Raw genomic sequence first — 25,447 nt, 5'->3', positions numbered from 1 at the left:
TAATTAATATATGATTAGTCCAAGTTTTTTATGCAAATAGTTGGACTAGACTTGGACTCAACTTGGATTCAAGTTGGTTTAAGGATACACTCAGATCGGATACTGTCGAGTGTTGTCCTATACTATTAATTGTCCGTTTTAAACCTATTGATTTACAATCTTTAGGATATTTTCATCCCCCTCTTTGAATGCATTACTCCTCTCCAGCATATTTTGCATCAAATCAATATCCTCGCCAAAGATAGTTGCCGTAAACTGTTGAGCACGTTGCAACATCCGGATATAAACATCCGGATGTTGCTGTCTTGATAAAACTCTTAGCGCGGGGATATAATCCTCCCGAAATACAGTTGGGATGATAATCTTACTTTGTTCACCTTTCACTAATTCAGCATTCATCATTACTCTTGCAAGTCTTCCATTTCCATCCAAAAAGGGATGTAATTCACTCACCATAAACATCATAAAAGCTGCTTTAGCAAAAGGATCATTCAACGCGCGATAAAAATCAAAGCCTGAAAAAAGCGTCCCCCAGTCCTCATTTCCCCCTGGTTGCTCACGAGTTGATAAGTGCCTAGGACGTCATGAGAATCTTCATCTCGGGAAGCCATTGGCTTCCCCCTTTCTATGATCTGTCTCGCATCTGCTACTTTGAATTTGGTACCTTCAATATAGTTTGAGAAGTAAGCTTCATAAAATGCAAAATTGCGAAATGCTTTCACCGAGGTGTTTAACTCTGGTACTGAAGGAAAAGTCCTTTGCTGAAGTTCAACAAACAGCTTTTCAAATAACGAAATCCGTTGAGGATCATATGGATGTCCAAATGCCCTTGCAATTGCCAGTGGCGATTTAAGCAGGTCTGATGATTTGGTACTCAGTATGGCGCCTATTAGTTTATTTAGCCTCGTAAATTCCTTGTGCATACCGAGTTCATTTGCAATTTGCCTAGTCTTGTCCCCAATTTAATTTAGTCCCTCTTCTCCTTTGATACTCACAATCTGTTCCAATCGCTCTTCCAGCTCAGGAATTGTAAGCACCTTAGAGTTTGGACCGGGTTTTCTTGACTCCTGTAAATTTTCCAATAAAGCCCGTTCTTGCTGAGAAGTATACAGTCCATCTGTAAATAAATTATCTCCGGAAATCGGTTTGGGTCCCTCCGAAATATTTAAAGTAATCCCGGGGAGGTTTACTTTTCGTGAATAAGTGTAAGTTAAAAAAAGATTGTCTGTTGCCGTAGGTTTGAATTCTAAGGCAGAACGGTGGCTTAATAATATACCAGGATATAGATGCCCGATAATACCCACGCATCGATAGCTATGAGTTTCTTTTGTCACAGATGTGCAACTTTTGACTAGTTCCAAATTGCCCAATTCAGATTTTCTTCATAATTGTAGACTAACTTGCCGCGGTCTGATTTATTTATACTGACAACATGATCTCAAATAAACTATTGACAACCTGTTTGTTTTTACTCTCTATACCATTGTTTTCTTTTACTCAGGTTCAGGATAGTCTGTCAGCCAGAAATATGAAAAAGATCAGCATATCTTCGTTTGCAGTACCTGCTGTCTTTATTGGTTATGGAATAGTGTCACTATCAGGAGACAATGCGATCAGAAGGCTGGATTATACTACGAATAATGAACTTCGTGAAGATCATCCTACTTTTGTGCTGAAGATAGATAACATTACCAGATATACACCCGCTGTAGCGGTTTATGGGTTGGATCTGCTGGGTGTAAAAGCAAAACACAATGTCATTGACCGCAGTGTAATGCTGCTAATGTCGGCAGTTATCGCCCAGGCAAGTGTCAATGGAATCAAAAGCTTGTCACACCGGATGAGACCAAATGGAAGTGCAAGCAACTCCTTTCCCTCCGGGCACACGTCTTTTGCATTTATGAGCGCAGAGTTTTTAAACCAGGAGTATAAAGACCAGTCAGTCTGGTATGGTATTGGTGGTTATGCCATCGCTACGGGAACAGGAATCCTGAGGCTGTACAACAATGCCCATTGGGTAAGTGACGTTGTAGCAGGAGCAGGCTTTGGAATTTTGTCGACCAAATTAACTTATCTCGTTTATCCGTATATTAAACAAAAACTATTTCGTGGAAAGCCCGCAAATATGGTGTTTAATCCCAGTTTTCAAAATGGAAATATGAGTTTTAGTTTAATAAAGCGGTTATAATAAATGAAAATACTGATCATTGAAGACGAAGTTGAACTAGCATCAAGTATGGTTACCTACCTGTCATCGCAGCATTACCTGTGCGAACTGGCAACCGATTACCCGCAGGCATTGGAGAAGATCAGCAATTACCAGTATGATTGTATTTTGCTGGACCTGATGCTTCCGGGCGGCAATGGTATGAGCATACTCAAATTGCTCAAAGCACAAAATAAGGAAGATGGGGTGATCATTATTTCTGCAAAAAACTCATTGGAGGATAAAGTAAGCGGCCTTCAGATCGGAGCCGATGATTACCTGGCCAAGCCATTTCATTTGCCCGAGCTAGCGGCCAGGATTTACTCAATTCTCAGGCGCAAGAATTTTACAAATTCCAATGTAATAGCGCAAAATGAGTTGAAGATTGATGTCTTGTCCAAGTCAGTTACAGTGAATGGCATCGCTGTGATGCTCACCAAAAAGGAGCTCGATCTATTGCTGTTCTTTGTTGGCAACCGCAACCGCGTGATTTCTAAAAGCGCATTGGCTGAACACATCTCCGGTGATCTGGCAGATATGCTGGACAATCATGATTTTATTTATGCGCACATTAAGAATTTAAAGAAAAAATTGTTGGAGGCAGGTTGCGGCAATTACCTCAAAACATTGTATGGCAATGGTTATAAATGGGAAGTATGATCAAACTACTCGACAAACCACTTAAAGCTTTCATTATTTACTCATTTGTAGTACTCTTGTGCAGTATCCCGGTCTATTTTTTAATGGTCGACTGGATCTGGGTACATGAAGTAAAAGCACACAACCAAATAGTGGCAGAGTCTACCAAAAAGCACCTTATTGATTTGCGGATGGATGACAGGCAGGTGGGAGAGAGTGTAGCGCTCTGGAACAAGCTCCAACCTGATACCAAATTACAGCAGGTACCTTCTATCAGACCTGACAGCACCTATGATATTTATCGTAAGAACAAGTATATCCCTATAAAAGGTTACGATCGATTTCAGGGGCTGGTTACCTATTTTGCAATAAACGGCAAGCCTTATAGCCTTACTATAGAGAGCAATTTAGAAGAGAGTTATGAAACCATTGCCGGAATAACGGCCATTACCATTGGGTTTTTTATCATTCTTTTGTTGGGTTTTATCAAACTGAATAAGCGGATTTCAGCCAGGTTATGGCGTCCCTTTTATCAGACACTGGAAAAGATCAAGGCCTTTGATCTGAATATGCAGCATCAGATCTCCTTTGAGCCAAGCGGGATTATAGAATTTGACGAGATGAATACCAGCATCAGCAATCTGGTGGCCAGCAATGTGGCAGTTTACCGTCATCAGAAAGAGTTTGTTGAAAATGCAGCGCATGAGCTGCAAACTCCCCTGGCTATTGTGCAGTCAAAATTGGATGTGCTCTTTCAAAACCAGGAAATTACCAATGAGCAGGCAATACTCATCGAGAAAATTCAAAATGGGCTGTCGAGGGTTTCCAGGATCAACAAAAACTTACTGCTTTTGGCCAAAATAGAGAATCAGCAGTTCCTTGAAAAAGAGCAGATAGACATAGGCGAGGCGCTTGATGAAGTCCACTCGTTGTTGTCTGACTTTGAAGAGGAAGCCACTCTTCATCTTGAGGTAGGTGCTAAGGTGGTGGTTGATGCCAATAAAATGCTGGTGGAAACGATGCTGACCAATCTGCTGATGAATGCCATCAGGCACAGTGCACATCCGGCAGAGATCCGTATTTCTCTGTTCAATAATTGTCTGACTGTCACCAATCCCGGAACGGCAGGCCTAAATTCAGAAAAGTTGTTCAAGCGATTCAGCAGTGTATCCAAACTGACACCCGGAAGTGGCCTTGGTCTTTCTATTGTTAGGGAGATCTGTGTGCGTTATCACTGGAATGTTAGCTACGTATACCTGAATCAGTTGCATACTTTCACAGTTGATTTTGGGAGTCTTTCGGTAAACAGTTAGCAAATCTATTCAGAATTAATTCATAATTGGATGATACTATTGTACATATAAACAAATATATTGGTGATTTTAGGCCCCCAGCAAAAGATTGAAACTTTTATCTATAACAAACTGAGCAATGAACAAAAGCCTGCTCAGTTGACATCCCATGTAATTAACCAGGCAAAAGCCAGTTACCAAACTGTTTATGATCTCTTTAAGAGCGGAGGATTACCTTAGTAAAAATCACATTATGCATAGAATTATTATCTTCCTTATTTTGTTTTTACCCTTCCTGGTGAATGGGCAGAACAGTACCGCCATAACTGCTTCGGGCATAGTAAAAGACACTAAAAAAGTTAGCCTGCCTTATGCCAATATAGTGCTTAAGGCACAAAAGGACAGTGTTTTTCTAACCGGGACAGTAACGGATGAGGAGGGAAGGTTTACCCTTTCTGGCCTTAAGAGTGGTAATTACTTCCTTGAAATATCGATGGTTGGATTTGTGACCATCAAGCAGCCGCTCACTGTGGGTGCCCTGAGTCCGTTTTTGGACCTTGGCCTTTTTGAACTCTCTGGAGATACAAGAGCACTGAATGAGGTAAACATTACCGGTACTCCTGAAGACGGAGTGTCTTCTAAACTGGATAAGAAAGTTTTTACCTTAGCAAATAACGCGACACAAACAGGAGGGTCAGTATTGCAGGCCATGCAAAACCTGCCGGGTGTAACCATACAGGATGGTAAAGTGCAGTTGCGCGGAAATCATAATGTGGCAGTATTGATTGATGGAAAGCAAAATGCGGTAACTGGTTTTGGCAGTCAAACGGGATTGGACAATATACCGGCTTCAGCTATAGAGCGCATCGAAATTATCAATAATCCCTCGGCAAAATATGATGCAAATGGCAATGCAGGTATCATTAATATTATTTATAAGAAAAACAGGCAGGAAGGCCTGAATGGTAAGATTGGCCTAAGCAGCGGGCTTGGTGCATTGTGGATCCGTAAGGAAAATCTGCCTGGTATCCGGCCACAATACCAGGCTACACCTAAACTGAACCCTTCTGTGTCACTCAATTACAGGAAAAACAAAGTAAATACCTTCCTTCAGGGCGATTGGCTATATACGCAAACATTGAACAGAAATGACTTCGCCCAGCGTAGTTATGATGATGGCACAGTGATTAACCAGCAGGTGAAGCGAAACAGGACTACCACATTTTCAACAATAAAAACAGGGGTAGACTGGAATCCTGACGATCAGAATGCATTCACAGTGTCGGTATATCTGAACAGGGAAAAGATCATCGATAAGGGTGACATTCCGTATTTCAATAACGATTTTAGTGTCAGAAACCGCCTTTGGCAATTTCTGGAAGATGAAGTAAAATATACGGCCACCGGTGCCGCGCTTTACCAGCATAAATTTAAACAACCTGGACATTTGTTGAATGCAAGTTTCAACTATACCTTCCATCGGGAAGATGAAAAGTATTTCTTTACCAATATCATGCCCAGCTTTACTGGTGAGGATGCATTCAAGCTGCTGTCTGATGAGCATGTGGCTGATTTCAACTTAGATTATACCAAGCCGCTGAAACATGGAAGGCTGGAAGGGGGTGTAAAATTCAGAAGAAGAACCATACCTACCGATATGCAGTTTTTTCCGGGATTGAATTCTCCACTGGATGTGAATGCCGGAGGATGGGCAGATTATAAAGAAACAATCCCGGCGGTATATGGCAATTATGTTTTTGAGAGCAGCAGATTTGAACTTGAGGCGGGCCTGAGGTTTGAATACGTGAAGGTCAATTATGATGTCAATCCAAACCACAATACCTACACCAGTGATGGTTACGATTATACCCGTCCTTTTCCTAATCTCAGACTGGGATATAAGCTAAACGATAAAAATAAGATCTCCATGTTTTACAATGAGCGGGTAGACCGGCCTAATGAAGTGGATATCAGAATCTTTCCCAAGTACGATGAGCCCGAGGTGATCAAAGTGGGGAATCCTACATTAAGACCGCAGTTTACCAAAAGCATAGAGCTGGGGCATAAACTGACCTGGACTAAAGGAAGCGTGTATTCGGCAGTTTATCATAAAATGGTGGATGCGACCATTAGCAGAATTGCAACAGTGGTTCCCGGAAATACGCTGATCTATAATATTTTTCAAAATGCAGGTAAAAGCAGGAATACGGGAGGAGAGCTTACGTATCACCAGGAACTGGCAGTCTGGTTCTCCTTTAATGTCAGTACGGCAGTATATAAGAACACCATAGACGTATTCACGATTACCAACAAATATCCTGTGCCGACAAGGTACACTATGCCCCGGGAAAGCATTACTTCCTGGAATAGTAAGTTGAATGCCATGTTTAAGCTGCCTGGAAAAGCAAATCTGCAAGTGTCGGCCATTTATCTTGCGCCGGATATTATTCCGCAAGGAAAGATCGGTTCAAGGTTTTCTGCAGATATGGGTTTGAAAAAGCAGATTCAAAAAGGAAAGGGCGAACTATTCTTGAACGGGACTGATCTGTTCAATACGTTGAGCCCCAAAAAGAAAGTAAGGGGGAATGGGTTTACATTAATAAGCACAGATTACCTTGAAACTCAGGTTTTCAGGTTAGGGTATAGCTACAAGTTTTAGGGAACTGCTTACTTGAAAATATTCATGATTAGTTATTATATTGCTTCATGAAATATATAACGCTCTTAATTGCTGTATGCCTGGGTTTTCTATCGGTAAATGCGCAAAGCAGCAAGGTAAAAAAGCCCAAATTTAAAGTCATCGCTTTTTATACTGGTAAAAATGACAAAGCACATGTGAGTTATGTGCATGAAGCCAATAAATGGTTTCCTCAGATGGCAGAAAAATATAACTTTTCATACGATTCTACCAGCAACTGGACCAATATGAATGCAGCTTTTCTTTCGAAGTATCAGGTAGTGCTGTTTCTTGATACCAGACCAGAAGATGCAGCTCAAAGAACAGCTTTTGAAGCCTATGTAAAAAAAGGCGGTGCCTGGATGGGATTTCATTTTGCGGCTTTCGCGCTTAAGGATTCTGCTTATCCTGATAACTGGGATTGGTACCATAATGAATTCCTTGGCTCCGGAGGCTATGGCAGCAACACCTGGAGACCTACTTCAGCGATATTGAGCGTAGAAGATAAAAAGCATCCTGCGGTCAAGGGAGTGCCTCAGACGTTTAAAGCTTCCCCTAATGAATGGTACAGATGGTCTAATGACCTAAGGAAAAATCCTGATATTAAAATCCTGGTGGCAATTGACAGTACCAGTTTCCCATTGGGAACAGGTCCAAAAGCACATGAGATATGGCATGAAGGCTATTATCCTGTGGTATGGACCAATAAAAAGTATAAAATGATCTATGTAAATATGGGGCACAATGATATAGACTATGAACATGCACCATATAACAAGGAACTGTCATATACTTTCGATAATGAATTCCAAAATAGAATGATTGTATCCAGCCTGATGTGGTTGGGCACTAAGTAGTAAAACCCTGTATTTTTATCAGGTTATTCCCTAACTTTACGCCCAACACTAACAATTATTATTTTATGAAAAAGACGATTTATCTTTTGCTGTGCGCAATGGTGCTTTCCATTACCAATACAGTAAAAGCAGATGAAGGAATGTGGATTCCTATGCTGATTGGTAAAAACTATGAGCAGATGAAAAAACAAGGTTTTAAGCTGACCGCTAAAGACCTTTACAATGCCAATGGTTCCAGTATGAAAGATGCTATTGTGCATTTTGGGGGCTTTTGTACAGGTGAGATTGTATCTGATAAAGGATTGATCTTCACCAATCACCATTGTGGATATGATGCGATTGCTTCAAACTCTACTGCACAAAATAACATCCTGGACAACGGTTTTTACGCAAAGAACTATGGCGAGGAAAAACCTATCAACGGCCTTTTTGTTCGTTTTCTGCTAAAAATGGAAGATGTAACTGCCAGGGTCAATGAGGCCACGAAAGGTTTGAAAGGCGGGGAGAAAGCTTCTAAAATGCTGGAAGCATTTGATGTGATTGCCAAGGCTGCGGTGACCGGGCCGACTATCGAAGCCAACGTAAAGGATTTTTATAAATCTAACCAGTTTATTTTGTTTGTGTATGAGCGTTTTGACGATGTGCGACTGGTAGGTGCGCCACCTCAGAATATCGGTAAGTTCGGTGGTGATACAGATAATTGGGAATGGCCGCGTCAGACGGGAGACTTTTCTGTATTTAGGGTGTATTCAGCTGCTGATAACAAACCTGCAGCTTATTCGGTGGCAAACGTGCCATATAAGCCTAAGAAGTTCCTTCCTGTTTCTATCAAGGGAGTAAAAAATGGTGATTTTTCTATTGTTTATGGTTATCCGGGCCGCACAGACCGCTACCTTACTTCTTATGGGGTAGACCTGGCGGTAGATAAGACGAATCCCACTACCGTAAAGCTAAGGGATATCAGGTTGAAGGCCTGGAAAGAAGAGATGGATAAAGATGTCAGCCTTCGTTTAAAACTATCTTCCAAATATGCGCAGATCGCTAATTACTGGAAATATTTTATCGGACAAACAGAGCAATTGAAACGTTTAAAAATAGCCGACAATAAAAGAACTGAAGAAAAGGCCTTTACTGAATGGGCTGCTCAGAAAACAGAGTTTGCTGGTTTGATGGAGCAATACGACGAGATCTATAAGAGCATAGATCCGATCGCTGTACAACGTACCTATATCAATGAAGGTTTTATGGCCTCGGCATGGGTCCCGAATGCCATTACCCTGGGCAGGGCATGGGCTGCGATGGAGCAGAAAAAAGGTGATGATAAATTTGCTGGGCAGGTAAAAGCTGATATGACAAAGGCTGCTGATACTTATGAACTGACGTATAATGAAACTGCCGATAAAAAGATCTTTGCTCAGGTCCTGGCTTCTTTTTACACTGATATCCCGGTAAAATCCCAGCCTAAATTCTTCTCAGATATTGCAGAGAAATACTGGACGGGTAACCCTAAGGGTACTTTTGAGAAGTATGCGGAATACTTGTGGGACAACAGCAAATTGATCAAGCCAGAAAAGCTGAAGGCATTCCTGGCCTCTAATCCCTCACTGGATGACATTAAAAATGATCCGGGCTATAAGTATGCGGTCAATTTGTATCCCGCAGATTATATCAAGAATAATTTCGGGTCGTTGGTGGCCGATTTTGAAAGTAAAAAAGCCGAACTGGATCATTTATACCTGAAAGCTATCCTGGAAAAGAATGCCGGAAAGATCCAATATCCAGATGCGAATTCGACCATGCGTTTATCTTACGGGAATGTACAGGACTATTCGCCTAAGGATGGGATGGTGTATAAAACTACCACTACGATAGAGGGTATGATGCAAAAATACATTCCTGGTGATGGTGAATTTGACCTGCCTGCCAATTTGATTGAAAATTATAATAAGAAGAACTTTGGTCAGTATGGTAATGATGGGACATTGACCGTTGGTTTTATTACCAATAATGACATTACAGGAGGTAATTCCGGTTCCCCGGTGATCAATGGCAACGGTGAACTGATCGGGCTGGCTTTTGATGGCAACTGGGAGGCTATGAGTGGTGATATTGCATTTGATAAGAAGTTTAAACGCACGATCAGTGTTGACATTCGTTATGTACTTTGGTGCATAGATGTGCTGGGTGGTGCTAAGAATATTATTGCAGAACTTGACCTGAAAAGGTAAAAAAGACCGTTCTCTTCAAGAGCTGCATCCTCAGGCGCTACGCGCAGAGGCGCTAAGGCTCTTTCTGAGAAGGTATTTTTTAAGGTAAACAGGGTGGTTAAAATAAACAGGCGGGCTTTTAAGGCCCGCCTGTTTTGCTTTAGCAATTTAGGTGAGTGATTGCCAATTTACTTAAAGCTTGCGATTATGTCATCGCATTGGGCAAAATCCTATAGCATAGGCTTTGTGGGACGGGCTGTGGTTAACGGGATTTCTCCTTTAAACATTTTGCCGCCATCGGCTGTAAGTCTAAGGTAATAGTCGGATGAGCAAGCGGTGCCATCTTCATCCAGGGCCAGAAAATTGGAGCCAGCAGGCACGGAAGCCTGTGTTTCTGCTGTTTTTGCGATTTGATTGCTTTCGTTGTATTCATCAAACATAGAAATATAAATTCCCTGGCAACCAACTCTTTTCATGTTGTAAAACTGTCTCCACATGAAATCACCATGTGCCCGCTGACGTGCGTTTAAGTCTCCTGGTAAAACACAGGGCTGGTAATCAATGCCATTGCTCTTGCAGAATGCTTGATCCTGTCTGTTTACGTTTACGTAGAAAGCGTCAGATTCATAAGCATTGCTGATTCTTCCTACCATCCAGGGCGAGATCATATCGAGTGCTTTGTAAGCATTTATAAAGCTTGGCCTTGAATCGCTTTTTTGCTCACGCCAATGGGTCGGCGTACCTCCGATAACGTATAAGCCTTTATTCTTAAACCAGTTGATTACCTCCAGGCATACCTCTGCGGGCCATGGGTGATTGTTGTCATTAAATCCAAATCCCCAGATACAGACTACCGGCTTTCCATTTTGTTTGGCATAAGCAGGTGATGCTGTGTAGGCAGACATCTTGTTTGTCCAGTCGGTTTTCATCTCTGTCTGCATATTGGTCCAGCCGCTTACATCGTACATGATATAGAATTTAACCCCATTTGCTTCTGCTGCGGTTTTTACTTTAGCAGCCATGGCATCTCTTACTGGGCCTTCCATTCCGCTTGGGTTGAACCGCTGTAATGCTGCCGCATCTATTCCATTTTGCTTCATCCATTTGAAATGGATGTCGACCGTTTGATTATCAAAAGATGAAAATACACGCGCTTCGCTGCCATTGTTCAGGTTGGCATAGTCTGTTTTATAAGTCTTGGTGTATTCTCTTACATCCGGCCAGGAATATATTGCCGTATTGGTAGGGGATGGCAGCTGCTCCCAAATGTGCGACCAGTGCCAGAACCTGTTAATGGGCGACCCATCACCAATGGCGGCAAACCAGCCCTGGTAACCCGTAGTTATTTTACCCACTACATCTCCCGGAGGGGATGTAGTGGGTTTTTCTTCTTCTTTGCCAGGCTGGTCAGGCGCGTCAACCGGATCTTTTTTAGAACAGGCCACCATCGTAGCAAGAAGAACCAGTGCGAATAACCAATTAAATCGTTTCCTATTCATATTTTATTTGGTAATGAATCTTATCCCGTCAAGGCCTATATTTAAATCAGATGTGAGTTTTGCTTTGGTAAAACCAAACATTCTAAAGAATTTGATAGCCTTTAGATCTGCACCTCCATCAGCATCGTACGATACTTTAGATAAGTCCAGTTTTACTTCATTCCAGCCCTCTTTTAATGGTTGAATTCCTAAGTTTGCCGATTCCAGTATAGCCCATCCATAGCGGGTTGCGTCAATATTGTCTGTACTACTGATCTGTACCTGTATTTCACTAAATTCTGAGATGCGTTCAATATAGAACCAGAATGTGAGCTGCCCATTCGCTTTGGTTACCTTAGAATCGATATTCACAGGGAAAACTTTTGCAAAACGCATGTAATCTCCTCCTGCAGGGATTTTTCCTTTGATGTAGCCAACGCCTTCTTTTTTACCTGCTGTTTCGATCGACGCGGCCATGTCACCAGGCAGGTCCCATCCGTCCAGTTTTTCACAGCCATCCAGCAATGTCGGCTCGGGCGGAGGGATCGCACCAAATTTAATGTCATCAATACCGATATTTATGCCGTCTTCTCCTGTTTCCAGATACATGCGGAAGAAATTGATGGCATTAAGATCAGGCGCTCCGTCATCTGATACTGCTGCATCCCTTAAGTTTAGTTTTACTAAATTCCAGGAATTTGGTTTCAGTCCGGTTATTTTGGAAGCGTCCCAGTTGTATTCTCTTTTATCCGGTTCACCCGAGCTGGTAATTTCTATTTGCCCGCCAAGTGTAACTGCTTTATCTACATATAGCCAAAACGACAATTGGGCTGTAGATGCGGTTAAGTTAGTTTTTATAACCGGCGATAAAGGCTTTTTAAGTTTCATGTGCAGATATCCACCAGTTGGATGTGTTTTTCCAAAAAGTGCACCGGCGCCTTCTTTTTTATTGATCGCATCTACTTTGCCCGTTCCACCTGATATTTCCCATAGTTCTTCATCAAAAACATCACAATTTAAAAAGGAAACAAATGTACTTGGAATGGAAGTGGTGGCTACAAAGCCGATGGCATCCAATGCCATGGTAAATGTAGCGGTAGGGCTGGCAGCAGCCGTGGTGTTCATATAAATACGGAAGAAGTTTATTTTGCTCAGGTCTGCACCGCCACCCGATTCTCCTGCGTCTGCCAGGTTAAGCCTTACCAGGTTCCACCCGTTTTGCAACGGGTTTAACATACTTGTAGGCCAGTTATATTCCTGCTGATCTGCACCGCCGGAGCTAGTTACTTCGATCTGTCCGTCACTTAATTTTACTTTACCGGCATCTTCTACAAATAACCAAAAGATTAACTGAGCTGTTTCTTTTGCTAGTTTAGTATCGATAGGGCTGGTTAATGCTTTTTGCATGCGCAGTGCATCACCGCCGCCTATGGTTGCTTTTACAGCATTTTCACCCTGTTTTTTGCTGGAAGGGTCAGCAACTGCGCCTCCTGCAGCATCCCAGCCATCTGCGCTTTCGCAATTGTCAAATACCACGAGCGTTGGATCTACCGGTTCCGGTATTACCGGTTCAGGCACCACGCCACTAGTATCCCTGGAACTAAATTTGTCTTTTTTGCAACCGGCGAATGTAAGTGCCAGTGCAAAGATGGAACATACCATCATTATTTTTATTAGTTTCATTTCTTTTCGGTTTAAAAATTTTAATCGGTTCTATTCATTAAACTTTATTGATTTTTATTGAGTGATGATTAAGGGGTCCTGACCGGTTTCTGATAGTTGTATCCAGCCTGACCATGCACCCATCTGGCGGCCTGACCTGTCAGCCACAAATAGTAATCTGAGGGTAAGTCATTTTCGATGCCCATGAACCGCAGATCTCCGTTTAATGGTGTATCTGCTTCTCTTGCGCATTTGAATATGGCCGTTCCTTCATCAATCTCATCAAACATCGCTACGTACAAAGACTTTGCTCCAAATTGTACTGCACCTGCTACTTGTGTCCACAGGAAATCGCCTTTTCTTCTTGGTATGGAGTTATAAAGTGAAGCATCCTTATGCATGTTGCCCCAGCTAAAACCTGGAAATACGAGTGGAACATAGTCTACTTTATTGGTTTTGCACCATTGCATATCCTGTCTGAGATTGTTTGGGTTGTAGTTTTCCATTCCGTAACGTCCAACTGCCCAGGGCATCACGATGTCGATCTTTTTGATGAGATCATGCAGTGCAGGCGATTTTTCTGTATCGGCTCCAAAATCCCTCCAGTAGTAAGGTACGCCCAACATTATGGACACCTTTTTTTCTCCTGATTTCAGCTTTTCTACCAGGGTATTTACATTGGCGATTGTGTAATTTCTGTTGTCGTTAAATCCCACACCCCAGATGGTCATCAGGGGTTTCTTGTTATGCCATAGGTAAGTAGGGTTTTCAACCTTGTCGTATAGTTTAAAAGTGGTTACCAGTTCCTTCCAGTCCTGCTCTAAATACGCAACATCGGCGCTGGAACATCCGCTCAGATCGTACATGACGCTAATAGCCCTTCCGTACTTTTTTGCTGCCTTTAAAGCATTGGTCAGCACTTTGTTGAAATGCCGTTTTCCGGAAGCATTGCTGGGTTTTATTTCTCCCACAAAGCGCTGCATATGTACGCCGTCTATGCCATAATCCTTCATCCATTTAAAATGAAGGTCTACACTTTCCTCATCGTAAGGACTGTAGAGATAAGCATCAGATCCGTTTGCAAATTTAAAAGGGGACTTATAGGTTTTAGTATACTCAGCTATATCCGGCCAGAAATCAACATTGGTAATTCCCGGCTGGAAGGTGTTATTAGGACCCTGGTAATGATACCAGCCCCTGTTAGACCCGTCTCCCTGTGCGGCAAACCATCCCTGGTAACCAGCCATTACCAGACCGGTATAAGAAGGATATAGTAAACCTGAAGTGTCGTAACCTGTTTCTTTTTCATCTACTACAGGGTCAACCGGGATTGGTTCCTGCTCTTCACCGTTTTTGGAACAGGAAATAATTGTTCCTATTATCATCAAAAAAAGGAATAGCGCTTTTATCTTTTTCATGGTACTTTTACTTCTATGATCTGTGACAGATTTGAACTCTTGAAACTATCGTTGACACGAACTCCCACTCTCACATAAAAAGTTCTGCCCGCAGCCAGCTCTGGGATGGTTAATTCTATCGATTTATCGGCTGCAGTCATATTTATCCACTCTTTGTTGACCACTAGTTTTCGTGCATCAGAATAATCAAAGATGGAAGCACCCGGGCCAACCATTTTGGTGGTATTTACATAAGGCTGGATTTCGATAATTGTAGGCAAACCTGCACCGATCGGGGCATCTATGTCAAAGTTTAATTTGAGGGTAGTGCTATCCAGGACATGGGTAAAATTATTGATCACCAGGTAGGGGGTAAGCTCAAAATCATGTTTGCTGCCCTTGCCGATTTTTACCTCTGCCGTATCCAGTACCGGCCAAAAAGCGCCTCCTATCGGTATTGCCTTATATGTGCCGGCAAAAAGCTTTGTATCTTTAAAAGTACCGTCCACTTTGCTGGGTATTTCCTGCGGCGCAGGGGTTGCGCTCCAGCTTACCTGTAGCAGCCTTACTTGTATATTGCCGGTGCCAGTCTGGAAGTTCTCGCCTGTAACGACATCAATCAACCTGCCCTCAAAGGAAGCATTCGGCCCTTCGTAATTATCTATTTTTGTACACGCAGCGCTTGTCAGTAAAATTACTCCTAACAAGATTCTGCTCATCATCTTCTTCATAACTATAAAGTTTATCATATTAATAATTAGGGTTATTAGGATACAGATTTGGGTTTTTGCCTAACTCGCCCCCCGGGATTGGTTCGTAGTAAAACTTCTTCTCGAAATTGTAGTTGCGGTCGAAGGTCTCACGCTCTGCTATGAAAATATATTTATTCTCGCTGATTACATAATATGGCATTAGCCCAGTGAATTTTGCGTTATTCAGCAATACATCGGCAGTCCTCCATCGCTTTAGGTCCCAGTAATAATGATTTTCAAATGCAAGCTCTTTACATCTTTCATTGCGGATTTCATCAATATCCACGTCTGCCAGTGTCAACTGTGCACCGCCAGCCCTTTCCCTGAGGAGGTTAAGGCAGGTAAGTGCATCTCCCGGATTGTTTAGTTCTGCGGCTGCTTCAGCCCTGTTCAACAGTATTTCCGCGTAGCGGAATTCTATCCAGGCTTGTTCGCTCTGGAAGAGGCCGGTCACCGGTTGCGCTTTATTATAGTCTATGTATTTTCTTACAAAAAATCCGGTACGGGTAGCATTGTCAGGGCTGCCCGGACGTTTCATTCCTGCTTCGCCTATCACTCTTCTGCCATTATGCAAGGTGTTGGGATCGGATGAAGTGATACTTGCCCTTGCTTCAAGAGGTTTCGCAACTTCCTGCGTTACCGTTCCTGTAAACATATTTTCATACAGACCTCTTTGTGTATCGAAGGTTTTGCCTCTTAAGGTAGCTCCGGGAAAATAAACTGTGGCCAGCAAGCGGGGTTCCAGGTTACTGTTGTTCATCAGGTCTGCAAGGTTATTGAATTTAACAGGGCGGTCATTTCCATCCAGTACAGGGAGTTTGCCCCAGCGTTCCACAAATTCGAGGGTAGGGTATGCCCTTGATTCTGGTCCGACTGTCATAAATCCCGGTGAAAAAGTAGCATCCCAGCTGTGCGCTGTTCTTGTGGTGATGGAATAATCCCTCACCAGGATGTTCTCCTCACTGGTTGGGTCAAGGAACAGATCGGTATAGTTTTTTACCTTGTCTGATGGGTATTTATTGTATAATTTATAGCTTGTACCTTCAAATAGTTTTGCAGCATCCCATGCTTTTTGAAAGAACGAAGATGCTTTGTCCGCTGGGATGCCAACCAAACCAGCAGACTTAGCTTCTCCGTCAACAAAGTTTACAGATCCATATTTTGCAATAGAACCGGCGTATAGCATAGCCCTCGACTTTAATGCCAGCGCAGTATATTTATTGGCTCTTCCCCTTGGGCTTGTTCCGGCCATCATTTCATAGGCCTTGTCCAGATCTTCACCAATAAAGGTCCATACTTCTTCTTCTTTGTTGCGGTGTAACTGTAATTCTTCTATACTTTGCTGCGGATAGTTTTGTACAGTAGAAACGATGGGTACGCCTCCGTAGCGTTTTGCCAATGAAAAGTAGAAGAATGCACGGCAAAAATATGCCTCACCAAGTAATTCATTGATCCTTGGGCCCGTAAAATTAGCAGCATACTTTGGGATATTTTCTATCACATAATTTACTGCCCTGATGTCGTCATACGGCCAGTAGCCAAAGCCACCACCTATATCCATGCCTCCAAAAGGCCCGACCATTTCGCCGACAGTAGCACCTGCATGAAAGAAATTCTGCCACTCGTGGTGCAGGTTCATCCCGGCCCGACCTTCTCCGCCCGGTCTGTATCTAAAGTCTTCAATCGGCAGTTTGCGGTAAATATTGGCCATGTACACATCCATACCGGCCTCTCCTCCAAATACGACTTCTTCTCCCGCAACGTTTGTCGGCTTTATGTCCAACTTCTGGCAGGAAACAAATATCCCCGCTAGCACCGCTATAATTAATTTATATCTTTTCATCTTCAATAGTTTTAAAAGGAAATACTGGCTCCAAGGTTAAATGTTCTGTTCAATGGGTATTTATATCCGCCTAAACCATGCTCGAAACCAGCATCAGGAATTTGTCCGGGATGTTCTGGGTCACTGTTTTTAAGTTTTGTGATTGTCAAAAGGTTATAGGCATTTGCATAGACCCGCATTCTTTTGATGCCGACTTTAGCCAATGCAAGCGCTGGTACAGAATAGCCCAGCTCCAATGTTTTTAACCTCAGGTAGCTGGCATCCTGTACCGCTTTGGTGCCTTCTGCAATTGGAGAGCCCATTGCCGGGTAGTTTCCGGAAACCCATTGTGTATTGGGATCAAATACATTATCACCTGGATTTTGGGTATGCCAGCTGTCCAGGAACTGTGTCAATGCGCTTCTGCCATACATCAATGGCTCTGCATATTGCTCTGCGTACTGTACATAGAAACTGGTGGCTCCGGCAAACAGCGCATTCAGATCGAAATTCTTGTAGCTTAAGCCCATGTTGATGCCATAATTGACCAATGGGATATCCTTGGTGGCAATAGGCTGGTCATCTTTTTCGTTGATCACACCATCCTCATTCCAATCCTGATAGTAATAATCACCCGGAATGGTGTTGTTATTTCCACCACCTGTATTTACCGGATGGTTAAAGATCTGGTCGTAATTCTGGAACTGTCCTTCATAGGTTTTGCCCCACCAGATGCTTGTGTAACGGTTGGACCTCGATGTTTTCCAGTTGCTGTATTCATTGCCGGCCCTGCCCTGGATCACATCCCTGTCCATGGTGCGCGTGGTAAAGAAGTTACCACCGATGTTGTAACCTACCTGGCCTATTTTGTTCCTGTGGTTCAACAAGATTTCGACACCCTCGGTTCTGTTGCTGTTTAAGTTTTCTTGAGGTAAGCCAACACCAACGGTACCTGGCAGCTGAACATCCCTAAGGGCCAGCAAGCCCTTCATATCTCTTCTGAATACGTCCACAGATCCTTCCAGTTTACCTTTCCACATACCGAAGTCCACTCCGATGTTTTTAGATTCAGCAGTAAACCAGGTGAGGTCAGGATTGGTCAGCGGTCTCGCTCCGGCGCCATTATAGAATTTGCCACCAAAGAAATAGCCCCATACGCTATTGTCATTTGGATTAAGGGTAGGATAGTTAAAACCTGAAATGTACTGGAACGCAGTTGCACCATCATCCCCAGTTTGGCCATAAGATAACCTGACTTTCAAATTGCTGACAAGATCCGGAGATACGAGGCTCTTAAAGAAATTTTCCTCGCTGATGCGCCATCCCACAGAGCCTGCCGGGAAGAATCCCCATTGTTCGGCTCCAGGTTTGAATTTATTGGATCCGTCTCTACGGAAACTGAATTCTGCCAGGTATTTACCCTTATAATCATAGTTTAACCTTCCTATATAGCTTCTTGTCGCTTCCTCACGCAGTCCATTGACATTCATCGATCCGAGTTGCTGGGTATCTTCACCGCCAAATAAATAGTCAATCGGGATGCTTACATTTCTCTGTGCATAAAAGTTGTCAGCGTTAAAATGGCTTTCTTCGAGCAATAGTAACGCCGAAACATTATGTAAATCGTTAAAGGTTTTAGCATAATTTAAAGAAAGCTGGGTTAATGAAGAAACACTGTTTGCGTAGGCGCGGTTGATGTAGGCCGGTGCGCCTACTAAGCTAGGGCCATAGGTGTCTTGCTCCGCATTATAAGTATAGAGGTTGTACATTCTCTTATGGTCGGTGTTGTCGTCCGCGTTGTAACCATAGTTGTACATTCCTTTTGCTTTCAGTCCGTCAATACCTGGTATGTCATACTCGAGGGTCAACTGTCCCTGGAAATTCTTTTGCATACGTTTTTTATACCCAACTTTTGAAGCATCGGTGATGACAACAGGATTGGCATCATCGGGCATTTTATTGGGATACAGTGGATTATTATTTGCATAGATCTGGTTGATAGGGACCTGGTTCCATGCATATTTGAAAATGGTCCATAAATCCTGGAAAGGCTGGTTTTTTTGATCCAGGTGTCCTGAAGTCAATACCTGTGCCCTGATGCGTTTGGTAATACTCACATTCACATTTGAGCGGAAATTGTAACGGTCATAATTCAGGTCGCCACTTTTAAAAAGACCATCCTGTTTCATGTAACCCAGGTTAAAGAAGTAATTGGCTTTTTCTGTACCACCGTCTACATTCATGTTGTGCTGGATCTGGGGTGATGTGGTATTGAATGCAGCACCTATCCAGTCTGCCGAGGGATAAGTACCATTCATCCATGGTTCGATATCCCCGTAAGAGAAAGTCGATTCCTGATTTGCCGGAAAATTGTTAGCAAAGGACCTTTTTGTTTTTTCGTTGGTCAGCAACATATAATCTACAGCACCCACACCTTCCGGCATGCCCAAAAACTGTTGCCAGCCTTGGTTTACTGAGTAATTGATGTCGTATTTGCCATCTTTCTTACCTTTTTTGGTGGTGACTAAGATTACCCCGTTTGCTGCCCTCACCCCGTAAATTGCAGCGGCAGCATCTTTTAGCACGGAGATATTTTCTATCTCATTGGGATCCATCCTGGACAGATCACCACCACCTCTTGGCACTCCGTCAATCACGATCAAAGGATTACCGAATCCCCTGATGTCGAACTGGTTTTCATAAGCACCCGGTTCACTGGTTTTTTGCAATACACGTACTCCGGGGATTTTTCCGGTCAGCATATTTACCACGTTCTCATTTTTCGTGACCGTTAGTTCTTCGCTTTTTAAGGTAGCGATTGATCCGGTTAATGTTGCTTTTTTCTGGGTACCGTAGCCTATTACTACCAGTTCGTCCAGGCTGTTGTTGTCTTCCTGCAGGACGATCTGAAAATCAGTCCTTTCTTTTACCTGCAGTTCCTGTTGTATAAACCCTACAAAAGAGATTTGAATATATGCCTCTGGTCCGGGCACGCTTAATGAAAAATTTCCCGCGCCATCTGTTGTAGTACCTGTAGCAGTACCCTTTACTTTAATACTTACACCTGGCAGACCAGTCCTCCCGGCTGCATCTGTTATCTTTCCACTGATCATTTGCTGAGCCAGCAAAGTGAGCGGGAAAAGAAAAAATAATGTAAGTAAGTATTTAATTTTTTTCATACTGTTTTCTTTATGTTTTTTGGTTGAATTTTATTTTGTCTGTCGCAGCTAAGGACTTGTTGTACGCAGAAATTCCCCTAGGGCGGGTTTGATTTGTAATTGTTCATATTTATACTTGGTTGGTTTAGTATTTAATAATAATGGCCTCAATGAGATAGGACCAGATTATAATTAATGACAATTAAACGAGAGGATAACTAATAAAACATTAATAAAACATTACTATTTGGCGTTATATGAGATTTTTATAAAATATATCGCAATCGATTGCTCCTTAATGTAAATAAACCCTATTTTTAGTCAGTGTATTTAAATCCCATGCTAACCAAGTATTCTCCACTCTTTTTTGCCTTTCTCATGATATGTGCTTTCCGGTCGTCAGGTCAGTCCTATGGCCTTGGTTTTGCCGGACATGAAGTTGTCCAGGAAAAACGGACCGGCCTCGACCTGAGTTTAGAGCGGCCGATGTGTTTTGATCAGAGTTTTGAACTTTCGTTTGACTTGTCATTTGTACCTGGACAGGCCGACTATTTTGGATATATTTTCAGGGTAATAGATCAGCAGAACCGGAATATTGATCTGGTATATGACATGCGTTTTTTAGAAAACAAGCATTTTAAGTTAATTGTGGGAGATAAGATTTCAGACATAGCCTTTGATATAAGCATTAACAGTCTGTATAAGAACTGGCACCACCTGAAATTAAAGTTTGATATTAAAGGAAACAAGCTGATTATGGTTGCGAATGGTAAGTCCTATGTTCAGCAGGTTAATTTGAGTAAAAATTGCTATAAAGTTCTTTTTGGGGCAAATAATTATCAGGATTTTAAAGTAAAAGACGTTCCGCCGATGCGGGTAAGGGACATTAAGCTAACAGAAGGAAACAAAACCAATTTTTACTGGCCGCTGGATCAGATCAGTGGGGCCAGCGCTACAGAAAAGATAGGAGGCAGAGCAGCTACTGTGGCAAATCCGATATGGATAAAAAAGATGCACCACGACTGGGAGTTGGTCAAGACAATTGTTATACAAGGGGTTGCAAGCGTAGCTTTAAATTCTGAAAAGGAAGATCTTTACCTGATCACACCCGATTCATTGATGAGTTATAATATCACCTCGAATCAGTTGGCGGGTCTAAGCTATAAATCTAAAAAACTACAATTGCTTGGTGGCAATCAATCGCTTTATGATGCAGGGACTAAGCGGCTGTTCAATTTTTACATTGATCAAAAGCTCGTCACCGACTTTGACTTTGTAAAACACACCTGGAGCAAGTCCTATATAAGTCCGGATGTGATCACAAATTATTGGCATCCCAACAAATTTTATTCATCTGTGGATAGTTCCCTGTATATAATAGGTGGCTATGGGCAATACAATTATAAGAAAAGCGTGTTTCGCTATCACTTGCCAGATAGTACCTGGAAAAGTGTTAGCGCCAACGGTGAGTTTACTCCCAGGTACCTTGCTGCCCTGGGGGTTGTTAAAAAGGGTGCCTATATTTTAGGAGGTTATGGAAGTGCTACTGGTCAACAGATCTTAAATCCTAAGAATATTTATGACCTTAGCTTCTTTGATGTTAAAACCAGAACATTTAAAAAGCTGTTTGAATTAAAGCCAAAAAAGGAAGAATTTGCTTTTGCGAATTCCATGATAGTTGATGAGAAATCCGGCACTTATTATGCATTGATATTTCCCAATCAAAAGTACAATTCGTCTCTGCAGCTCATTAAAGGTTCGCTTAGTAATCCTTCGTATGAACTGGCAGGTAATGAAATCCCTTACGCATTTCATGACATCCATTCTTTTGCAGATTTGTTCTACTGCCCTGAAAGCAAGAAATTTGTTGCAGTTTCCTTATTCCATGATGAAAAGACAAATCAGACCACGGCTAAAATTTATGTGTTATCAGGCCCCCCTGAATTAGCTTTAGCCGCATCACCCGAGTTATGGCTGTCTAAAAATACCTGGCTTTTATTGCCGCTGGCAGGTTTGTTTTTGATCGCCTTTCTAATAATTTATAGAAAAAGAAATCTTAAACTTCATAAACCTTCTGCAGGTGGCCAACAAGCGGTGCTACCGGTTGTTGAAACCGGGAACGATCATGTTAAACAGGAAATACAAATCGACGGAACATCCCCGCAGTCCGCAGAAATGAAAAATGCCATTTTACTATTTGGTGACCTTCAGTTATTTGACAGAGATGGTAATGACATCACTAAATATTTTACGCCGTTGATCAGGGAGCTTTTTCTCGTGGTACTTTTATATACCATTAAATGGGGCAGGGGAATAAGTACAGAAAAACTGACGGAGATCCTCTGGTTTGATAAAACTGCTGACAGTGCCAGAAATAACAGATCGGTGAACATTGCCAAATTGAAAACCATTCTCGAAAAAATGGATTCCTGCCAGATCTCCAAAACAACTGGCTATTGGAAGATCAATTTTGAAGATCAGTTGGTGAAAATTGACTATAGTCAATACCTCAATATTGTCAATAGTAAACGTGAGATCGATAAGGAAAGAATAAATGAACTGACGGAAATCACACATCGCGGAAGTTTCTTGTCAAATGTTGAATATGACTGGCTGGATGTATTTAAATCTGAAATATCGAATGAGATCATAGATACTTATCTTCACTATGCCAACACAGTCAAAATTTCAGATGACCCGGAATTCCTGATTAACCTGGCCAATTACATTTTTTATTTTGATCAGGTAAATGAAGCAGCCATGATCGTCAAATGTAAAGCACTGGTGCATTTGGGTAAGCATTCTTTGGCTAAGACCAAATTTGAGACTTTTTGTAAAGAATATAAAGCAATATATGGCGAGGAATATAAGCAGACCTTCCAGGCAATATTAGAATAGACAGGAAATTAAACAGATATCATATGTGGTTTTATTCATTTTTCCGGGTAAACGATGAATTTAGCTTACAAATTAATCATTTGTTAGGCTTTTGTTAATAAGAATCGCGGACATTGTAGACGAACAGGGCAGTTAAACCATACCAAACTAAATATAAACCAATTGATCAATTTTTATGTCTCAAATTTTTAAACTAATTAATTCAACATTCATTATTGGCTTTTGCAGTGTGCTATTGCTGATGCAGATTGATGTTAATGCACAGGTAAATCCTTATGAGGGAGCAGGTAATCTTAAATACGTTGATCCCCGTATCGGAAACGTGGGAGCCATTCTGGAGCCTACCAGGCCAACCATTCAGTTACCCAACCAGGTGATCAGAATGACCCCGCAAAGAGCGGATTATATGGATGATCAGATTTCTAGTTTTCCATTGACTGTTGTCTCGCACCGTAATGGACAGGTATTCTCTGTAAAGCCGGCACTGAACGCCAAGGATAATAAGCGAATGACTTATGATCACGATTTGGAGGTCAACCGCCCCTGGTACTATTCCACTTATCTTGTAGACAGTGAGATTGCCGTAGCGTTTACACCCGGAAAAAAAGCAGGAATCTTTAGATTTGAATTTCCTGCAAACATTACAAAGGCACTGATTTTTGATAAGTATAACAGAGATAATGAATTGGTACTGACAGCAGCAAAGGAGATCAGCGGTATGGAAATATGGGATGGTGTGAAAGTCTATATGTACGGCGTGTTTAACGCCGATGCTACTGCTGAAAAAAGCGGTAGTAAACTCATGCTCACCTTTAATGATAAGGCAGTAAAGACCATTGAATTTAAGTATGCACTATCTTTTGTTAGTCAGGAACAGGCTAAAAAGAACTATAACAATGAAATAAAGAACACGTCGTTTCAGCAGCAGACAAAAATAGGCGAAACAGCCTGGGCTAAGGTGATCAACCAGATCCAGACCACCGGAGGTACCGAAGCGCAGAAGCGCTCGTTTTACACTGCTTTGTACCGTACTTACGAGCGTATGGTAGACATAACCGAAGATGGCCAATACTATAGCGGATACGATAAACAGATCCATAAAACCAACAGACCTTTTTATGTAGATGACTGGGTTTGGGACAGCTACCTGGCCCACCACCCATTGAGAACCATTCTTAATCCTGCACAGGAAGGTGATATGCTCAACTCTTATGTGCTGATGTATCAGCAGAGCGGTTGGGTACCTACTTTTCCGCTTTTGTATGGAGATAATCCATGTATGAACGGATTTCACTCTACCATCACATTTTTGGATGGTTACCGTAAAGGTATCAGGAACTATGATGTAAATGTGGCGTATGAAGGTATGCTTAAAAATGCTACCCAGGCTACCATGCTTCCATGGAAGAACGGACCTAAAACTGATCTGGAAAATTTTTATTATGAGAAGGGATATTTCCCTGCTTTAAAACCAGGAGAGGAAGAGACCAATAAGACCGCTCATGGATTTGAAAAACGCCAGGCAGTAGCCATCACACTGGGGCATAGCTATGACGACTGGGCATTGGCCCAATTTGCCCAGGAACTGAAAAAAGATCAGGACTATACGAAATTCATGGCGAGAAGCAATAACTACAAAAACCTTTGGCACAACGATACCCAGATGTTTTTGCCTAAGGATAAAGCCGGTAACTGGATCAAGATCGACCCTAAATTTGACGGTGGCATGGGCGGCCGTGACTATTACGACGAGAACAACGGCTGGACTTACCTGTGGCAGGTACAGCATGATGTAAAAGGGTTAGTCGGCCTTTTTGGAGGTGTAAATAACTTTGAAAGCAAACTGGACCAGCTCTTTCGCGAATCATTGGGGAGAAGCAAATATGAGCTTTGGGCTAAATTCCCGGATTTTACCGGCATAACAGGGCAATTCTCTATGGGTAATGAACCTAGCTTCCATATTCCTTATTTATATAACTATAGCACTTCACCATGGAAGACCCAGAAAAGGATCAGATTTTTATTGGATACCTGGTTTAAGGATAATGTATTTGGCATTCCGGGCGATGAGGACGGAGGTGGTATGACCGCGTTTGTGGTATTTTCTTCTTTGGGCTTCTATCCTGTTACTCCCGGTACACCAGTATATACGATAGGAAGTCCTTTGTTTGAAAAGGCAAGTATTGATCTTCCCAATGGAAAACAGTTTCAGGTGATAGCAAATAAATGCTCGGTGGTAAATAAATATATTCAAAGTGCTAAACTGGACGGTAAAGTGTTGGATACCCCATGGTTTACACATGATCAACTGGTGGCAGGTGGAAAGCTTGAACTGGAAATGGGGCCATTGCCCAACAAAAAATGGGGTGTGAAATAGTCAATCATCTATAACCAAATTTAAC

At 42.2% G+C, this 25,447-nt stretch carries 17 protein-coding genes; 8 read left to right on the top strand and 9 right to left on the bottom strand.

Going from position 1 to position 25,447, the window contains the following annotated elements; genetic code table 11:
* Window positions 1-144: 144 nt before the first annotated feature.
* From EZ437_RS16440 to EZ437_RS16430, 3 genes are read right to left on the bottom strand one after another with little or no spacing between them, the layout of a single operon-like run.
* Window positions 145-495, bottom strand: coding sequence for a Fic family protein (locus EZ437_RS16440; RefSeq protein WP_131597166.1), 351 nt, complete (start codon window positions 493-495; stop codon window positions 145-147).
* Window positions 492-923 carry a hypothetical protein gene (locus EZ437_RS16435; protein WP_131597165.1) on the bottom strand — a complete coding sequence of 144 codons (432 nt, stop codon included), beginning with the start codon at window positions 921-923 and terminating at the stop codon, window positions 492-494. Before EZ437_RS16435 ends, EZ437_RS16440 begins: the two co-directional genes overlap by 4 nt.
* 39 nt (window positions 924-962) lie before the next feature.
* Window positions 963-1,334 carry a hypothetical protein gene (locus EZ437_RS16430; RefSeq protein WP_131597164.1) on the bottom strand — a complete coding sequence of 124 codons (372 nt, stop codon included), beginning with the start codon at window positions 1,332-1,334 and terminating at the stop codon, window positions 963-965.
* Window positions 1,335-1,432: 98 nt separating this feature from the next.
* Between EZ437_RS16430 and EZ437_RS16425 the strand changes: the two genes are divergently transcribed.
* The 6 genes from EZ437_RS16425 to EZ437_RS16400 all read left to right on the top strand — a co-directional run bounded on the left by EZ437_RS16425 (window position 1,433) and on the right by EZ437_RS16400 (window position 9,899).
* Window positions 1,433-2,188, top strand: a complete 756-nt coding sequence (locus EZ437_RS16425; RefSeq protein ID WP_131597163.1) for a phosphatase PAP2 family protein — start codon at window positions 1,433-1,435, stop codon at window positions 2,186-2,188.
* A gap of 3 nt (window positions 2,189-2,191) precedes the next feature.
* Entirely contained in the window at window positions 2,192-2,866 is a 675-nt protein-coding gene (locus EZ437_RS16420) for a response regulator transcription factor (RefSeq protein ID WP_131597162.1), read from the top strand.
* Window positions 2,863-4,158, top strand: coding sequence for a sensor histidine kinase (locus tag EZ437_RS16415; protein WP_131597161.1), 1,296 nt, complete (start codon window positions 2,863-2,865; stop codon window positions 4,156-4,158). Before EZ437_RS16420 ends, EZ437_RS16415 begins: the two co-directional genes overlap by 4 nt.
* Window positions 4,159-4,390: 232 nt before the next feature.
* Complete coding sequence (locus tag EZ437_RS16410) at window positions 4,391-6,796, top strand: TonB-dependent receptor domain-containing protein (protein WP_131597160.1); 2,406 nt, start codon at window positions 4,391-4,393, stop codon at window positions 6,794-6,796.
* Between the two features lie 47 nt (window positions 6,797-6,843).
* Complete coding sequence (locus EZ437_RS16405) at window positions 6,844-7,671, top strand: ThuA domain-containing protein (protein WP_131597159.1); 828 nt, start codon at window positions 6,844-6,846, stop codon at window positions 7,669-7,671.
* A gap of 65 nt (window positions 7,672-7,736) precedes the next feature.
* On the top strand, window positions 7,737-9,899 hold the full coding sequence (locus EZ437_RS16400) for a S46 family peptidase (protein ID WP_131597158.1): 2,163 nt from the start codon (window positions 7,737-7,739) through the stop codon (window positions 9,897-9,899).
* 209 nt (window positions 9,900-10,108) lie between these two features.
* Here the strand turns inward: EZ437_RS16400 and EZ437_RS16395 are convergent, their stop codons facing one another.
* From EZ437_RS16395 to EZ437_RS16370, 6 genes are all read right to left on the bottom strand, one after another.
* Window positions 10,109-11,377 (bottom strand): glycoside hydrolase family 71/99-like protein, encoded by a 1,269-nt coding sequence (locus EZ437_RS16395; RefSeq protein WP_131597157.1) that lies wholly within the window; start codon window positions 11,375-11,377, stop codon window positions 10,109-10,111.
* Window positions 11,378-11,380: 3 nt separating this feature from the next.
* A complete protein-coding gene (locus tag EZ437_RS16390; protein WP_131597156.1) occupies window positions 11,381-13,039 on the bottom strand; it encodes a hypothetical protein in 1,659 nt (552 codons plus the stop codon).
* 68 nt (window positions 13,040-13,107) lie between these two features.
* Window positions 13,108-14,436, bottom strand: coding sequence for a glycoside hydrolase family 71/99-like protein (locus tag EZ437_RS16385; RefSeq protein WP_131597155.1), 1,329 nt, complete (start codon window positions 14,434-14,436; stop codon window positions 13,108-13,110).
* Window positions 14,433-15,146 (bottom strand): DUF3823 domain-containing protein, encoded by a 714-nt coding sequence (locus EZ437_RS16380; protein WP_165500445.1) that lies wholly within the window; start codon window positions 15,144-15,146, stop codon window positions 14,433-14,435. Before EZ437_RS16380 ends, EZ437_RS16385 begins: the two co-directional genes overlap by 4 nt.
* A gap of 19 nt (window positions 15,147-15,165) precedes the next feature.
* Complete coding sequence (locus tag EZ437_RS16375; RefSeq protein WP_131597153.1) at window positions 15,166-17,010, bottom strand: RagB/SusD family nutrient uptake outer membrane protein; 1,845 nt, start codon at window positions 17,008-17,010, stop codon at window positions 15,166-15,168.
* An 11-nt stretch (window positions 17,011-17,021) separates the two neighbouring features.
* Window positions 17,022-20,168, bottom strand: coding sequence for a SusC/RagA family TonB-linked outer membrane protein (locus EZ437_RS16370; RefSeq protein WP_131597152.1), 3,147 nt, complete (start codon window positions 20,166-20,168; stop codon window positions 17,022-17,024).
* Between the two features lie 357 nt (window positions 20,169-20,525).
* Here EZ437_RS16370 and EZ437_RS16365 point away from each other — a divergent pair, with 357 nt between their 5' ends.
* On the top strand, window positions 20,526-23,045 hold the full coding sequence (locus EZ437_RS16365) for a Kelch repeat-containing protein (RefSeq protein ID WP_165500444.1): 2,520 nt from the start codon (window positions 20,526-20,528) through the stop codon (window positions 23,043-23,045).
* Between the two features lie 175 nt (window positions 23,046-23,220).
* A complete protein-coding gene (locus tag EZ437_RS16360; RefSeq protein WP_131597150.1) occupies window positions 23,221-25,422 on the top strand; it encodes a GH92 family glycosyl hydrolase in 2,202 nt (733 codons plus the stop codon).
* Window positions 25,423-25,447 lie beyond the last annotated feature (25 nt).

Source organism: Pedobacter psychroterrae (assembly GCF_004331695.1).
Taxonomy (GTDB): domain Bacteria; phylum Bacteroidota; class Bacteroidia; order Sphingobacteriales; family Sphingobacteriaceae; genus Pedobacter; species Pedobacter psychroterrae.
Note: the sequence above shows the minus strand (reverse complement) of the source record. Positions and strands in the feature narration are given on the sequence as shown.